General features: G+C 65.7%; 11 protein-coding genes. 9 read left to right on the top strand and 2 right to left on the bottom strand.

The window, feature by feature from the left end:
* Positions 1-28: 28 nt before the first annotated feature.
* The 7 genes from JR064_RS22550 (at position 29) to JR064_RS22520 (ending at position 9,348) form a co-directional block, all read left to right on the top strand.
* A complete protein-coding gene (locus JR064_RS22550; protein WP_206231204.1) occupies positions 29-3,544 on the top strand; it encodes an amino acid adenylation domain-containing protein in 3,516 nt (1,171 codons plus the stop codon).
* 66 nt (positions 3,545-3,610) lie between these two features.
* On the top strand, positions 3,611-3,949 hold the full coding sequence (locus JR064_RS22545) for a PadR family transcriptional regulator (protein ID WP_338123915.1): 339 nt from the start codon (positions 3,611-3,613) through the stop codon (positions 3,947-3,949).
* Positions 3,950-3,962: 13 nt separating this feature from the next.
* Positions 3,963-4,937, top strand: a complete 975-nt coding sequence (locus tag JR064_RS22540) for a hypothetical protein (RefSeq protein ID WP_206231202.1) — start codon at positions 3,963-3,965, stop codon at positions 4,935-4,937.
* Positions 4,938-4,959: 22 nt separating this feature from the next.
* Positions 4,960-6,123: an efflux RND transporter periplasmic adaptor subunit gene (locus JR064_RS22535; protein WP_241093244.1), complete on the top strand. Its 1,164-nt coding sequence runs from the start codon at positions 4,960-4,962 to the stop codon at positions 6,121-6,123.
* An 18-nt stretch (positions 6,124-6,141) separates the two neighbouring features.
* The gene (locus JR064_RS22530; protein WP_206231201.1) at positions 6,142-6,858 is read left to right on the top strand and encodes an ABC transporter ATP-binding protein; all 717 of its coding nucleotides are present in this window, start codon (positions 6,142-6,144) and stop codon (positions 6,856-6,858) included.
* 12 nt (positions 6,859-6,870) lie between these two features.
* Complete coding sequence (locus JR064_RS22525; protein ID WP_206231200.1) at positions 6,871-8,031, top strand: ABC transporter permease; 1,161 nt, start codon at positions 6,871-6,873, stop codon at positions 8,029-8,031.
* A 9-nt stretch (positions 8,032-8,040) separates the two neighbouring features.
* Positions 8,041-9,348, top strand: coding sequence for an ABC transporter permease (locus JR064_RS22520; RefSeq protein ID WP_206231199.1), 1,308 nt, complete (start codon positions 8,041-8,043; stop codon positions 9,346-9,348).
* Positions 9,349-9,457: 109 nt separating this feature from the next.
* Here the strand turns inward: JR064_RS22520 and glgX are convergent, their stop codons facing one another.
* Together glgX and JR064_RS22510 are read right to left on the bottom strand one after the other, a co-directional pair.
* Complete coding sequence (glgX, locus tag JR064_RS22515) at positions 9,458-11,587, bottom strand: glycogen debranching protein GlgX (protein WP_206231198.1); 2,130 nt, start codon at positions 11,585-11,587, stop codon at positions 9,458-9,460.
* Between the two features lie 278 nt (positions 11,588-11,865).
* Positions 11,866-12,567: a pirin family protein gene (locus JR064_RS22510; RefSeq protein ID WP_206231197.1), complete on the bottom strand. Its 702-nt coding sequence runs from the start codon at positions 12,565-12,567 to the stop codon at positions 11,866-11,868.
* Positions 12,568-12,729: 162 nt separating this feature from the next.
* Here JR064_RS22510 and JR064_RS22505 point away from each other — a divergent pair, with 162 nt between their 5' ends.
* The gene (locus tag JR064_RS22505) at positions 12,730-13,656 is read left to right on the top strand and encodes a LysR substrate-binding domain-containing protein (RefSeq protein ID WP_206231196.1); all 927 of its coding nucleotides are present in this window, start codon (positions 12,730-12,732) and stop codon (positions 13,654-13,656) included.
* A 105-nt stretch (positions 13,657-13,761) separates the two neighbouring features.
* Positions 13,762-14,751 carry a DedA family protein/thiosulfate sulfurtransferase GlpE gene (locus JR064_RS22500; protein WP_179564205.1) on the top strand — a complete coding sequence of 330 codons (990 nt, stop codon included), beginning with the start codon at positions 13,762-13,764 and terminating at the stop codon, positions 14,749-14,751.
* Positions 14,752-14,891 lie beyond the last annotated feature (140 nt).

Here is a 14,891-nt window from a genome sequence, read left to right as displayed (position 1 = left end):
GGACCTGCAACCCGGCGCGGACGGCGGCGTGAGCGGTGCGTTGATCTACGATGCGGCGCTGTTCGACGCCGCGACAGCGCAGCGCTGGGCGCAGTGGTATGGGCAGTTGCTGCACGCAGTGGTGGATGCGCCGGATGGCCCGCTGTCGGAGGTGGATCTGCTGGGCGAGGCAGGGCGGTCGCAGCTGCTCGGCTATGGGCGTGGCGAACCGGCGCGGACGCAAGACCCGCGGCCGTTGCATGCGATCGTGGCGGCGCATGCGCTGGCCAAACCGGATGCGGTGGCGCTGTCCGACCGCGGTGGCCAGTTGAGTTATGGGATGCTGGAAGCGCAGGTGGCGCGGCTGGCGTGGCGGCTGCGCGAGGCCGGCATTGGTGCCGAGTCCCGGGTGGCGGTGTGCATGCGCCGCAGCACTGCGCTGGTGGTCGCGTTGCTGGCGGTGCATCGCTGCGGCGGAGCGTACGTGCCGATCGATGCCGGCTATCCGGCCGGCCGCATTAGCGAACTCATCGAGGACGCGGGGGCGTCGCTGATCCTGAGCGAGTCGGCGCTGCGCGCGGGGTTGCCGGCGAGTGGGGTGCCGGTGTGGTACGTCGATCCGGGCATGGCGATGCCAGCAGGGGCGCAGTTGCCGGCGCAGGCCGATGCGGTGGCTGGCGACGGGCTGGCGTACATGATCTATACCTCCGGTTCGACCGGCCGGCCCAAGGGCGTGATGATCGCGCATCGCGGGCTGATGAATTACCTGCAGTGGGCGGCGGCGACCTACCATGCCGACCTTGGCAGCGGAAGTCCGGTGCATTCCTCGATCAGCTTCGATGCCACGATCACCAGCCTGTTCTTGCCGTTGATGGCCGGCAACCGCACGGTGCTGGTGGCCGATGGCGACGAATTGGCCGATCTGGCGGCGGGCTTCGAGGCGGACGGTCACTGGAACCTGCTGAAGATCACCCCTGCGCACCTGGAAGCGCTGCAAGGCTATGCGCAATTTGCCAGGCCGTCGGCACGCGCGACGCGCCTGGTGGTGGGGGGCGAAGCGCTCAACGCGAGTCTGGTGCGGCAGTGGCGGGAGCGGATGCCGCAGGCGGTGTTCGTCAACGAGTACGGCCCGACCGAGACGGTGGTTGGTTGCGCGATCCGCACGGTGATGCCGGGCGAGCCTCTTGGCGACGGCGATGTCCCGATCGGCCGCGCGATTGCCGGCACGAGTCTGTACGTGCTCGATGCACAGGGTGCGCTGGTACCGGTTGGGGTTCCGGGGGAGCTCTACATTGGCGGCATCGGCGTGGCGCGTGGCTATTGGATGCGTCCGGAGCTGACCGCGGAGCGGTTCGTGCCCGATCCATTCGCGACCGAACCTGGGGCGCGGATGTACCGCACCGGCGACCGCGTGCGCTGGCTGGCCGACGGCGAGTTGGACTACCTGGGGCGCCTGGACCATCAGGTGAAGCTGCGCGGGTACCGCATCGAACTGGGGGAGATCGAGTCGCGGCTGCGCGAGCAGTGCGGGGTGGGCCAGGCGCTGGCGCTGGTGCGCGAGGACGTGGCGGGCGACAAGCGCCTGGTGGCGTACGTGTCGGCGCAGGATGCGGCGGTGCTGGAGGCGGAGGAGTTGAAGGGTTTGCTGTCGCGTCAGTTGCCGGGGTACATGGTGCCTTCGGCGATCGTGGTGCTGGGGGCGTTCCCGTTGACGGCCAACGGCAAGATCGACCGCAAGGCGCTGCCGGCGCCGGATGGGAATTCGGCCGCGCGCGTAGGGTTCGAGGCGCCACAGGGCAAGCACGAACAGGCGCTCGCGCAGGTCTGGAGCGAGCTGCTGCGGGTGGAACGGATCGGTCGGCACGATCGATTCTTCGATCTCGGTGGCCATTCGCTGCTGGCCGTGCGGATGGTCTCGCACCTGCGGAATCGCTATGGTTGGGACGTTTCGATCTTGCGGGTGTTCGAAACGCCCTCCATCGCGGGCCTGGCCGCGGCGCTGGCGGCGCAGGATGCACACGAGTACCCGGTCGTCGTCCCGCTGCGCCAGGGTGCGGCCAACGCCGGTGCGGTGTATTGCATCCCCGGGGCTGGCGGTCGGGTGGCGGCGTTCGCCGAATTCGCCGCGCAACTCGGGTTGGCACGAAACATCTACGGTCTACAGCCCCGCGGTTTGGAAGCGGGCGAGCAACCGGCTGCCAGCGTGGAGCAAATGGCCGAGGAATACCTGCGTGCGATCGATGCACACGCTGCAGGGCCCTGCGTGGCGCTGATCGGCCATTCGCTTGGCGGCATGGTGGCGCTGGAGATGGCGCGCCGGATCGCGCAGCGTGGCGACCCGCCACGCGTGGTGATGCTCGATTCGCCTTCGCCATCGTTGTTGCTGCCCGAGCCGGATGAAGTGGATGCCATGTGGGCCTACGCCGACGCCATTTCGCCGGTGCCACTGATGATCGACGCGACGGCCCTGCGTGAATTGCCGCCCAAACGGCGCATCAGCCACCTGCTCGAGCGTCTGCACCGCGAGCCCAGCCAGATCGACGAGGACGAGATCGCGATGACCGAGCGCATCGTGTCGGTCTACCATGCCCATCTCCGCGCGGCCCATGCCTATGTCCCGTCCGGCGAGCACCTTGGCGAGATCGTTTATTGCGCCCCGTTGGCCTCGGTACATGGCGGACGCAGCGCAACGTACGAGGGCTGGCAGGCGATCGGCATTCAGCGCATGGCGCTGTACCTTGTCCAGGGCGGTCACCATTCAATGCTCAAACCGCCTTTCGTGTCGCAGCTTGCGGCGGCAGTGGAATTGGGGCTGCGCGATGGCCCGCTCGAGGCCATCGGCATGCTTGCCGAGCGCGTGCGCGAGAGCGATGCCAGCGGCGAGGCCCGGCTCGCTCATGCGGAACAGGACCGCGGCTTGCGTCGCTACTCCCAGCGCGAGCGCTTGTCTACCTGGTTGGCGGCTCAAGTGCAGCCAGACGGTTCTGCAGACGTCCTCGATTTGGCGGTCGGCGCAGAAGGAACCCGAGTCGGAGATGTGCTTCCCAGTACTGCCCGCGTAGTGGTGTCGAACCTGTTGCGCTCGGCGTTGCTCGATCAGCGCCTTAATGATGACCTAGTCGCTTCGGCCGATCTTGCGGTGGCGCTGGGGCAAGGGATTGGATATCTGCCACGCGTCGGGCTAAGCGCCTTCTTTACCGCAGTGCATGCGACATTGCGTCCAGGTGGTCTGTTGGTTTGCGATTTCATTAATGCCGAAGCGCTGACGTCACTGGCGCTACCGGGCCTTCGCGTCGAACGGGATGCGGCGGGCGAGGGGGCCACTGTGTTCAGAGAACGCGCCGACCAGGAGCGCCAGCAACTCCTGCGCCTGCGCATCGAGTTGGGCGAGGGCCATCGATACAACGCCCACGAAACCGTGGCGCTGCAGGGCTATACCGCACTTGAGGCGTGCGCGCTGTTGGCCGATCTTGGATTCGAGCGGGTCCGGGTCGCCGACCTGGCAGGCGATGCCTTTGATCCAACCGCGCCCGGCTATCTGCTCCTGGCGGAGCGCGGCGTTTGAGCGCGGCGTTGTATGTCAATACTGTGTGTGATACAGTGTCATCAGTTCAACGGTCGGGATGTCGGCGTGAGCGATCCTCTGATCGATCAGAAAGGCAAGTTGCTGGGCGAGTTGCGCCGCGGAGTGTTGGTCTTGGCCGTGCTTTCGGCTCTTCGCGAAGAGCGTCATGCCTATCTGCTTCGCAAGGAACTGGCCGCGTCGGGCCTCAGCGTCGAGGAGGGAACCCTCTATCCCTTGTTGCGCCGCATCGAGGAACAAGGCCTGCTTTGCAGCCGCTGGGACGATGCGGATGGCCGTGCGCGCCGCTACTACCGCCTGTCGGCCGACGGCGCTGCGATGCTGGAATATCTGAACGTCGAGTGGTTGGAGTTAGAGGCCGCCGTAAACTCGTTGATAGGGGTCTAATACGATGGGTGTATTGAACAATTACATCGCCGCGGTCAGGCGTCACCTGCCCGAACGTATGCGCGATGATGTGGGCGAGGAGCTGCACTCCACGCTTTCCGACTCCATCGATTCAATGGAACAAGCCACCGGCCGGCCGCTTAGCGACGACGAGGTCGCCGATCTGCTGAAGAGGCGCGGGCATCCGCTGCTGGTCGCCAGCGCCTATCGAGGAGATCGGGGTTTGGTGGGCGCACAACTGTTTCCCATCTATTTGCGGATACTCAAGGGTGTGCTGGCGATTATCGCCGCACTGGTGTTGGCTGATTATCTGTTCGGTTACGGGGCGGCGCAGTACCGCGATTTTCCAGTTCTGCTCTATCGTTTCTACACGCTTGCGCTGCAGGCGTTCGCCTGGGTCACTATTGGCTTCTATGCCGCGGAATCATGGATGGAACGCACCCAGTTCATGCAGCGTTGGAGTCCAAGGAATCTGCCGACCGTGGTTGGCGACGAACGCAGTGCGCCGGCGGTGCGCGGCGGGCTGCTGTCGATCGCGGCGCTGGTGTTGACTGGCAAGTTCCTTATCCATGGCGCGACCCTGTCCGGCCAGCTGCTCCAGCGCTCGGAGCCGATCAGCCTGGGGCTAAGTGCAGGGTGGCTGGGTTTGGGCCAGTGGTTCGCCGCAGGCTTATGTATCGCCGCGGTCACGATGGCCATCGTGACGCTCTGTCAGGGGTACTGGAACCGCGGCCTGCTGATCGCCTGCATCGCGTTGAATCTGCTGCTGGCGTTGGCGTTGCTGGGAGTCGTTGTCGACCCCTGGTCGGTCGCGCTGACGCCGCGTGGTGGTGAGCGAGCCATCGACGTCGCCAGCTTGGTGCTGTTGCCAAAGATCTTCATTGGGGTGGTTGCCTTGACAGCGCTCACCAACGCGATCCGCCAGATTCAACTCCTGCGAAAATCTGGGATCAAGATCGCCCGGCGTGATTCAAGCGCAGTGGCATAGTCGCATCAGATAGGGAATCGACATGAGCAAAGGGGACTTGCTTGACCAGCTGCGATTGGACCGCAGTACGCACCGACCAGCTGATGCCGCGCACATCCGCCGAGGGACGTCACGGCTGTTGGTTGTCGCAATCGTCGCTGGTGTGATCGCGTCGGGATGCCTGGCATGGGCGCTGTGGGGGCACGACAACGCCATCGTTGCCGAAGTGCCGGCGCAAACGCAGGCTACCGCTGAAATTGCATCTGGTTCTGCGCACATGCCGCCTGCTGCGACGCCCGCCGCTCAAGGCGGGCGCGCCGACATTCTGCTGCAGGCGACCGGTTATGTGGCGGCCAGGCGTCGCGCCACGGTGTCGGCCCAGATCACCGGGATGCTCGTCGATGTGAACGTCGAGGAGGGCGATCGGGTAGAACGTGGTCAGGTGCTGGCGCGTCTGGACGATAACAGTCTTTCGGCCTCCCAGCGCGCCGCCTCTGCCGAGCTGCTGGCTGCGCGAGCCAAGGTCGAGCAAGTGAAAGCCGAGGTCGATCACGCGGAACGAAAGGCCACGCGGCAGGAGGAGCTGCTTGGTACGCAGCTCGTGTCTCGCGAGACGGCAGAGCAGGCACGTACCGAAGTAAAGACCCTGCATGCGCAACTGCGTGCCGCTGAACGCCAGGCTGAATCGGCCCGCGCCCAGTCGGACATGGCCGATGTGGCCGTTGCTTACACCGAAGTGAAGGCGCCTTTTGCCGGCGTGGTGATTCGCAAGGACGCGCAGGTTGGCGAGATCGTCTCGCCGCAATCCAACGGCGGCTTCACCCGTAGCGGCATCTGCACCATCGTCGATATGGACTCGCTCGAAGTCGACGTCGACGTCAATGAGGCCTACATCGGTCGCGTCAAGACGGGCATGGCGGGAGAGGTCGTCCTGGACGCCTATCCAGGCTGGCGTATTCCTGCGCGCGTGGTGGCCATCGTACCTACCGCAGATCGGGGGAAGGCGACGGTGCGGGTACGCGTGGGGTTCGAGACGAAGGATTCGCGCATCGTTCCCGACATGGGGGCGCGCGTTTCTTTTCTTAAGCAGGCCGAAAACCCGGCTGGCGCTGGTTCTACGGCGGAACGTGCGGATACCACGGCACCGGACGCGGCTTGTACATCCTGTGCGAGCGCGGCCCCACTGATGCATTCACGTGCGATATGACCTAAGGAGTTGGGATAGATGAAATCACAGACATTGGTGGAGCTTCGCGGCGTCAGCAAGACCTATACTCGTGGAAAGCAAAAGGTCGAGGTTCTGCATCGGGTCGACCTGGATATTCGCAAGGGCGAGTTCCTCGGTCTGATGGGTCCTTCGGGATCGGGGAAGACCACATTGCTAAATCTGATCGGTGGCCTGGACGCACCGACCTCGGGCAGCATCCAGATCGGCGAGCAGCGTATCGATGGCCTTGGTGCCAACCAGCTGGCGCGCTGGCGTTCGGCCAATGTCGGCTTCATCTTCCAGTTCTACAACCTCATGCCCATGCTGACCGCGCAGCGCAACGTCGAGTTGCCGCTGATGTTGACCAATCTGCGGCCTTCGCAGCGGCGCAAGAACGCGGCGATCGCATTGCAGCTTGTGGGGTTGGCTGAACGCTCATCGCATAAGCCGGCCGAGTTGTCGGGTGGGCAGCAGCAGCGTGTCGCCATTGCCCGTGCGATCGTGTCAGACCCGCACATCTTGGTATGCGATGAGCCTACCGGCGACCTGGATCGCCAATCGGCAGAAGATATCCTCGATTTGCTGCGCCATCTCAACAGCGAGCATGGCAAAACCATCATCATGGTGACCCATGACCCACGCGCCGCCGAGTACGCCTCCCGCACCCTGCATCTGGACAAGGGGACGCTAGCCGGCGACAGCGCCGTCAATGCGCAAGAATCGGCGTTGGCTTGAGGAACCTACTCCATGAGCTATTTTGGATTGATCTGGTCTTCGTTGTTCAGGCGCAAGCTGCGCACCACCTTCACCATCGTTTCCATTGCCGCCGCGTTCCTTCTGTTCGGCCTGCTCGACACGGTGAGAGTAGCGTTCTCCACGGGCAAGAACGCCGATGGCGCTGGCCGTCTGATCTCCACATCCGCGATGTCGATGCAGCAGCCACTCCCGATTGCGCTCAAGAATCGCATTGGCGCGATTCCGGGAGTGGCTGGCGTCTCTGCGGCAAATTGGTTCGGCGGCATCTACCAAGACCCCAAAAATCAGGTCACTTCGGTCGCTGTCAGCCCTGAGTACGTCGGCCTGTATCCAGAAATCGTGCTCGACTCCGGCCAGAGCGCCGAGTACGACAAGACCCGAAACGGAGCCATCGTCGGTGTCAATCTGGCGCGTCGCTATGGATGGAAGATCGGAGATCGCATACCGCTGCAATCCACCTTGTTCGCACCGAAGACCGGCGAACGGGCATGGCAGTTCGTGATCACTGGCATCTTTCATTCGAAGGACCCTCGCCGGGGTGGGTGGGACGATATGTTCCTGTTCCACTGGGACTATTTCGACGAGATGAACGCCGTTGGACCGGGGACATCGCACTGGTATGTCGTCAAGGTCGCTGATCCCGCCAACGCCGACAGGGTCGCGCGGGCGATCGACCAGGTGACGAGCAACTCCGATCACGAGACCAAGACCCAGAGCGAGCAGGCCTTCCAGGCGGCCTTCGTCAAGCAGATGGTCAACATAGGCCTGATCGTGACTTCGATCATGGGTGCGGTGTTTTTTACCCTGATCCTGTTGACCGGCAATACGATGATGCAGGCCGTGCGCCAGCGTACTTCGGAGCTTGCGGTAATGAAGACGCTCGGTTTCACCAATGGCCGGCTCATGGCGATGGTGATCGCCGAAGCCGTCATCTTGCTGCTGATCGGCGGCGGCATCGGCATGCTCCTGGTCACTGTGATCGCGCCGAAGATCGCCGCATCCAGTCGCGGGCTGATGAGCCAGAACGGCGTCGGTATGGAGGCATGGGGCAGTGCGGTGGCGCTGATGCTGCTCATCGGCATCCTGGTGGGCTTCCTGCCCGGCCTGCGTGCCATGCGCCTGAACATCATCGATGCACTGGGTCGCCGCTGAGGGAATGCGATGAAAAACTTACTTGTCAATCTGGCTTTGGTGCTGCTGTCGGCCGCGGCGATCGCGACGTTGATGGTGTTGCCGATGATTGCTGTACTTGCAGCGGTGATAGCGCTGGCCCTGTGGATGGGGCTGACATCGAGCGGTCGCCGTGCGGGATCGGTCACCCTCATCAGCCTGAGTACGCTGCGCGGCCGATTGGGCTCTTCGTCGGTGATCGTTGTCGGCATGGCGGGCGTGGTTGGTGTGCTCATCGCCCTGTTGGCGATGGGCGAGGGGTTTCGCGCTACCTTGCAGGGGAGCGGGCGGGATGACACCGCCATCGTCACCCGCAGCGGTGCGGTGGCCGAATCGTCTTCGGCGCTGGTGCGCAGTGATATCGACGTGATCTCGCAGGCGCCGGGCGTGGAACGTGGCGAGGGCGGCGACGCACTGATGTCGGCGGAACTGGTCGTGCCCGTCAACGTCTCCGCGCGTAGCGGAGGTGAGAGCAGCAACATCGCCTTGCGCGGGGTCGATCCCTTCGCGTGGACGCTACGGCCCACGCTGAAGATCGTCGAAGGCCGCGCTTTCAAGCCCGGCTTGCACGAGCTGGTCGTGGGGCGTAGCGCGCGTGTCCGTTTCGCCGGTCTCAATCCTGGCGACGATGTGAAGCTGGGCACCGAAGTGTGGCGGGTCGTCGGCGTCTTCGAATCCGGACAGGCCTACGACTCGGAGCTATGGGGGGATCGCCAGTCGGTCGCGGCAACGTATCGCCGTGGCAGCAGCGTGTCCTCGGTGCAATTGAAGTTGGCTGGCAGTAACGGCCTGCGGCAGCTACAGGCGGCGTTGCAGAGCGATCCGCGCATCACGGTGGAAGCGGTCACCACCCGCGAGTTTTTCGCGCGGCAGTCTAAGAGCTTGTTTGAGTTGACCAAAATCGTGGGTCTTGCGGTTGGCATCATCATGGGCATCGGCGCCCTGTTCGGTGCCTTGAATTGCATGTTCGCCGCGGTCGGCAATCGCGCTCGGGAGATCGCTACGTTGCGGGCGCTCGGCTTTCAGGGCGTTCCGGTCGTCATATCGGTCATGCTCGAAGCGATGCTGCTGGCATTGGTAGGCGGGGTTCTCGGCGCGGTTCTGGTTTGGCTTATCTTCAATGGACATACCGTCTCGACGCTTAACGGCTTCAACCAGTTCGCTTTCCAGTTCAAGGTCTCCCCGGAGTTGGTGCTCTCGGGCCTGAAGTGGGCCTTGGCCATCGGCTTCATCGGCGGGCTGTTTCCCGCAGTGCACGCGGCCAACATGCAGTTGGCGGAGGCCTTGCGCGAAAGTTGATCGGTGCTGCTGGACCCAATGCCGCGTGGATGTGGGAACAGGAGCGTGGCCTGTCCCTCATCCACGTTGCGGCTGGATCCTGGCTCAGCTGCCGCAGTTGTGCGTCCGCCTACGGCGCCTGGCACTCGAACACGCTGACGCTGCGCGGCGGCGCCAGGAACTCGCTGGCGCCTGCGGGCATGCTGTCGATCTGCAATGCGTCGTCGGTGGACAGCACCAGCTTCCAGTGCAGTTCCTCCTCCGACGAGGGCAGGGTAAAGTTCACCCCTTCGTGGTAGGCGTTGATGACGATCAGCAGCGTGTCGTCGTTGGCCAGTTCCCTGACCCCGGAGGTCTGCGCCTTGCCTTCCAGCAGCAGCCCGACCGCGCGGGCGCCGGCATCGGTCCAGTGCGCGTCTTCCATCTCGGTGCCGCCGGGGTTGAGCCAGGTGAGATCGCGCACGCCGGCTTCTTCGTTGTACTGGCCGTTGAGGAAGCGCCCGCGGGTCAGGATCGGGTAGCGCTTGCGCAATGCGCTCAGCGCCTTCACGAACTCGGTCAGCCGGCCTTCGGTTGGGTCGTTGTCCCAGTCTAGCCAGGTGATCTCGTTGTCCTGGCAATAAGTGTTGTTGTTGCCGCCCTGGCTCTGCGCGCGTTCGTCGCCGGCGAGCAGCATCGGCGTGCCTTGCGCCAGCAGCAGCGTGGCCAGCAGGTTCTTCATCTGCCGCTCGCGCAGTTGCAGGATCTCGGCGTTGTCGGTCGCACCTTCCTCGCCGTAGTTGCAGGAGCCGTCGTTGGACGAGCCGTCGCGGTTGTCCTCGCCGTTGGCGTCGTTGTGCTTTTCGTTGTAGCTGACCAGGTCGCGCAGGGTGAAGCCGTCGTGCGCGGTGATGAAGTTGACCGAGGCCCAGGGCCGGCGGCCGCGGCGATCGAACAGGTCGGCCGAGCCGGTGAAGCGGGTCGCGAACTCGGCCAGCATGCCGTCGTCGCCCTTCCAGAACGCGCGGGCGTTGTCGCGGAACTTGTCGTTCCACTCCGACCAGCCCGGCGGGAAATGCCCGACCTGGTACCCGCCCGGGCCGCAGTCCCACGGCTCGGCGATCAGCTTCACTTCCGACAGCAACGGATCCTGGTTGCACGCATCCAGGAAGCCGCCGCGCTGGTCGAAGCCGGTGGGTTCGCGGCCGAGGATGGTAGCCAGGTCGAAGCGGAAACCGTCCACGTGCATCTCGCCGGCCCAGTAGCGCAGCGAGTCGTTGACGAACTGGATCACCCGCGAGTTGCTCAGGTTCAGCGTGTTGCCGGTGCCGGTATCGTTGATGTAGTAGCGCTTGTCTTCGGCCAGGCGGTAGTAGCTGGCGTTGTCGATGCCGCGGAACGACAGGGTGGGGCCCAGTTCGCTGCCTTCGGCGGTGTGGTTGTAGACCACGTCGAGGATGACCTCCAGGCCCTGGCGGTGCATGGCCTTGACCATGTCGCGGAATTCGTCGCGATGGCCGCTGGCCAGGTAGCGCGACTTGATCGCGAAGAAGCCCAGGGTGTTGTAGCCCCAGTAGTTGCGCAGGTCCTTGTCGAGCAGGTGCTGGTCGTCGAGATAGGCATGCACCGGCAGCAGTTCCACCGCGCTGACGCCCAACTCCTTGATGTAGCGCAGCACCGGTTCCTGGGCCAGACCGGCGCAGGTGCCGCGCAACTCCTGCGGTACCTGCGGGTGGCGCATGGTGTAGCCGCGCACGTGCGTCTCGTACACCAGGGTGTCGCTCCACGGGGTCAGCAGCCGGGCGTCGTCGCCCCAGTCGTAGGTGTCTTCGACGACCACGCACTTGGGCATGAACGGCGCGCTGTCGCGTTCGTCGAAGCTGAGGTCGCCATCCGGATGGCCGACGGTGTAGCCGTAGAGTTCGTCGGCCCAGATCAGGTCGCCCTCGATCTCGCGGGCGTAGGGGTCGAGCAGCAGTTTGTTGGGATTGAAGCGATGGCCCTCGCTGGGCGCGTACGGGCCATGCACGCGGTAGCCGTAGCGCTGGCCGGGCTTCGCATCGGGCAGGTAGCCGTGCCAGATCTCGTTGGTGTACTCGGGGAGGTCCAGCCGCGTTTCCGTACCGGATTCGTCGAACAGGCACAGCTCCACGCGCGTGGCGTGCGCCGAGAACAGGGCGAAGTTGGTGCCCTGGCCGTCGAACACGGCGCCGCGGGGGAAGGGGCGGCCCTGGCGGATGCGCGAGGGGGTGGCGTAGACGGCGCTAGTGGGGTGTCGCATCGGTGCAGGGCTCTTGGCCGGCATGCCGGCGTGTGGGGAAGAGCGCAAGCATTGACGCGGATGCCGTGCAGGACGCGTCATGACCTGTCGAGGGGCGCGTGAGGAGCGGGCATTGCGGCACTGGATCCGTGCCTGGCGTTGCGATCGGTGCGCTGCGCGGTGGCTGCCAGTGCCGCCACGGATGCGCGCTGCGCCGTGCGAACACGCAGAACCCGCCATCGGGCGGGTTCTGCGGGCGCCGCCTGTGGCTGCGGCATCGGTCGGGCCGGCGTCGCGGCTCAGCGCGGCAGGTCGAACAACAGGAATTCCGTGTCCTGCGCATCGGCGAAGGTCAGCTTGGCCTCGTCGACGATCTGCGCCGCGTCGCCGGCCTGCAGCGCCTGGCCGTTGACCGTCAGCGAACCGCGGATGACCTGCACATAGGCGCCGCGCCCGTCGGCCAACGCATGGTCCACGCGTTCCTCGCCGTCCAGGATGGCCGCATAGATGCGCGCATCCTGGTGGATCCGTACCGCGCCGTCCTCGCCCTGCGGCGCGGCGATCAGGCGCAGTTGGCCGCGCTTGGTCTCCGGGGCGAAGTGCTTTTCCTCGTAGCCGGGTTCGATCCCGGCGCGTTCCGGCAACAGCCAGATCTGCAGGAAGTGCACCGGCTCGCTGGCGGAGTGGTTGAACTCGCTGTGCGTGACCCCGGAGCCGGCGGTCATGCGCTGCACGTCGCCATAGCGCAGCACCGAGCCGTTGCCCATGCTGTCCTTGTGCTCCAGCGCGCCGTCGAGCACGTAGGAGAGGATCTCCATGTCGCGGTGCGCATGGGTGCCGAAGCCCTGGCCCGGCTGCACCCGGTCCTCGTTGATCACCCGCAGCGGTCCGAAGCCCATGTGGCGCGGATCGTGGTAGTGGCCGAAGGAGAAGGTGTGGCGCGAGGACAGCCAGCCGTGCTCGGCGCGGCCACGGGTGTCGCTGGTGCGGATCTGCAACATGGGAAGCTCCTGGTAGTGGCGATATGTGCAAGTGGATCGATAAGGCAGGGCGGTGGCGATATCTGGTTGATTTCGTGGCCGCCTTGCGGTGAGGGAAAGTATCCGCACTGTCGCCGGGTTTGAAAAACGGATAGATTCGGCACCTATCATCGAAAAATTCGAATGCTCAAGATCAGCCTCGACGCGCTGCAGATCATGGACGCCATCGACCGCCGCGGTTCGTTCTCGGCCGCCGGCAAGGCGCTGTACAAGGTGCCGTCCACCATTTCCTACACGGTGGCCAAGCTGGAGGAGGACCTGGGCGTGCAATTGTTCGATCGCCTGGGTCCGAAGGTGGCGCTCACCGCGGCCGGGGCCGAGTTGCTGCGCGAGGGCCGCCACCTGCTGCGCGCGGCCGGGGACCTGGAACTCCGCGTGCGCCGCGTCGCGTCCGGCTGGGAGACCGAGTTCGCGCTGGCGCTGGACTCGGTATTCGCCCCGGACTGCCTGGCCGAGGACATCGCCGCGTTCTATGCGGTCGCCGACCAGACCCGGTTGCGGATCGTGCAGGAATCGCTGTCCGGCACCTGGGAGGCGCTGCTGGACCGGCGCGTGGACCTGCTGGTCGGCGCGGCCGGGGAGGGGCCCAGCGGCGGCGGCTATGTGGCCGAGGCGTTCGGCACGCTGTCGTTCGTGTTCGTGGTCGCGCCCACGCATCCGCTGGCGCAGGCGGCCGAGCCGCTCGGCCGCAGCCAGCTGGCCGAGCATCGCGCGATCGCGGTCGCCGATTCGGCACGGCGGCTGCTGCCGCGCACGGTCGGGCTGCTGTTCGGCCAGGATGCGCTGACCGTGCCGGACATGCGCAGCAAGTACCGGCTGCAGGTGGCGGGGCTGGGCTTCGGTTTCCTGCCCGAACCCTACGCGCGGGCGGCGCTGGCGCGCGGCGCGCTGCTGCGCAAGCAGGTCGAGGAGCCGAAGCCGGACGAGGTGTTCCAGTTGGCGTGGCGCAGCGGCGAGGAGGGTGCGGCGCTGGCCTGGTGGCGCGCGCGCATGCGCCAGCCCGGGGTGTTCGAGGCGTGGCTGGCGCGGCTGCAGGCGCGATTGGACTGAGCGTGGGCGGGTCTGTTCCGCTGGTGAGGCGGCATCGCGCGCGCCGGGCGGCGATGCCGGGAGGATAATGGCGCATCCCTTTCTCCCCCAGGCGCAGGCTCGGCCATGCAGGAACTGATCGCGCGTTACGGCCTGGGCCTGGTCTTCGTCAACGTGCTGGCGTTGTCGCTGGGCCTGCCGGTGCCGGCCCTGCCGACGTTGATCCTGGTCGGGGCGACCTATGCGCTGCTCGATGGCAGTGCGGTGTGGAGCAGCCTGCTGGCCGCGCTGTCGGTGTCGATCGTGGCCAGCCTGATCGGCGACCTGGTCTGGTTCGGCGCCGGCCGCCGCTATGGCAACCGCACGCTGCAGTCGCTGTGCCGCCTGTCGCTGTCGCGCGATACCTGCATGAAGCAGACCGAGCGCTTCTATACCCGCTGGGGCGTGCGCGTGCTGGCGGTGGCCAAGTTCGTGCCCGGCCTGTCGATGGTGTCGGTGCCGATGGCCGGGGCGATGCGGGTGCGGCCGGGCGCGTTCCTGCGCTACGACGCGCTGGGCGCGGCGCTGTGGGCCGGTTGCGGGCTGCTGCTGGGCCTGGCGTTCGCCGACCAGGTGCAGGACGTGCTGGACTGGCTGAGCCTGCTCGGCTCGCGCGCGGTGCTGCTGCTGGCGGGCGCGCTGGCGCTGTATATCGGCTATCGCGCGTGGCGCCGGCATGCGCTGCTGAAGTCGATGGAGACGCTGCGCATCGACGTCGACGAGCTGTACGCCCTGATGCAGGGCGAGGCGGTGCCGGTACTGCTGGACATCCGCGCGCCGGGATATCGCGCGCTCGAGCCGTATGCGATTCCGGGCGCGATGGAGGTGGACGATCGCCGTATCGACGCCATCGTCGAGGCGTTGCCGCGCGATCGCAAGATCGTCATCTACTGCGCCTGCCCGAACGAGGTGTCGGCGGCGGTGTTGGCTACGCGCCTGCGCCAGCGTCACTACGAGGACGTGGTGCCGCTGCGCGGCGGGCTGGATGCGTGGCGTGCCGCGGGCTATGCGGTGATCGAACTGGGCGGCGGCGCGGCAGCGCCGGCGGCCGACCTCGGCGGCAAGGTCGCCGCGTAAACGCGCGCGCTTGCGGCGCGAGCGCGGGCAAGCGGAAATGCAAAAAAAACGACAAGCGCAGGCTTGTCGTTTTTCATCTGACTGGTGCGCCCGGAGAGATTCGAACTCCCGACCGCCTGGTTCGTAGCCAGGTACTCTAT

The sequence above is a fragment of the Xanthomonas bonasiae genome, from assembly GCF_017163705.1.
In the GTDB taxonomy this organism is placed as follows: domain Bacteria; phylum Pseudomonadota; class Gammaproteobacteria; order Xanthomonadales; family Xanthomonadaceae; genus Xanthomonas_A; species Xanthomonas_A bonasiae.
This window is presented reverse-complemented; position numbering and strand designations above follow the sequence as displayed.